Source organism: Thiorhodococcus mannitoliphagus, assembly GCF_010915725.1.
Classification (GTDB): Bacteria; Pseudomonadota; Gammaproteobacteria; order Chromatiales; family Chromatiaceae; genus Thiorhodococcus; species Thiorhodococcus mannitoliphagus.
This window is the reverse complement of the sequence record NZ_JAAIJR010000372.1, coordinates 1-889: the sequence shown is the minus strand read 5'-3', so window position 1 is coordinate 889 and position 889 is coordinate 1. Positions and strand designations below refer to the sequence as shown.

At 57.9% G+C, this 889-nt stretch carries 1 protein-coding gene; it reads left to right on the top strand.

Translation table 11 applies throughout. The annotated features are described in order from the left end of the window. The first annotated feature begins 205 nt into the window (after positions 1–205). Positions 206–424 carry a hypothetical protein gene (locus G3480_RS26950; RefSeq protein WP_164657254.1) on the top strand — a complete coding sequence of 73 codons (219 nt, stop codon included), beginning with the start codon at positions 206–208 and terminating at the stop codon, positions 422–424. Positions 425–889 lie beyond the last annotated feature (465 nt).

The following is an 889-nucleotide window of genomic DNA, read 5'->3' as shown; positions in this document are numbered from 1 at the left end:
CGTCCAGGCTTCAGGGGGCGAACGGCTTCCCGGGCTCTCTTCATAAACTCCGTTTATCACTCCTCCTTATCAATCCCTGAGAACAGAACATACAAGGGGCGAATTCATTCGCCCTCCCGCCAGTGCCAAGGGCGACTAAAGTCGCCCCGGGGTGTTTTTCAGACAGCCTCTTAGATTCATTCATTCATTAGTCGAGGATAACGCCATGCTGGCCGAGAACCTGGAGAACTGGGCGAAGCGCGAGCGAGAGGAGGGGCGCCTGGAGGGCCAACAGATCGGGATTCAGAAAGGTCGGCTAGAAGCAGCCCAGAACACCGCCCGCCACCTCATCAAGCTGGGCGTCCTGACGGATGGGCAGGTCGCCCAGGCCACGGGGCGGACCGTCGCTCAGGTCGAAGCCCTGCGTTCGGTTGAATCGCGCTGACGGGGAGACGGGGGACGCAGGAGGACGAATCCTGTGACCGGGATCGGGTCTCTCATTGCACAGAAGGGTAGAGCCAGAGGATTTTCTCCTCAGAGGCTGTCTGAATATTGCAATCGCCCGAGCCGAAGGGGCGAATTCATTCGTCCTCCCGCCAGTGCCAAGGGCGACTAGAATCCTTGAGGGCGCAAAATGCTTGCAGGTGAGTCAAATTTCGATGAAGCGTCCGACCATCCAAGGCCGTCGGTATCGGTATCGGGATCAAACCGACGCTAGCGATCCCGATGGCATAACTCGTCGGTCTGAGGCGAAGCCTCGCTAGAGTACCTACGAGTTTCCAGACAGCTTCTAAGAATTTCTTGATTCCCCTCTGGGGCTTCGGCCTAGAATCCTGCCAACTGCCAACTGCCAACTGCCAACTGCCAACTGCCAACTGCCAACTGCCAACTGCCAACTGCCAACTGCCAA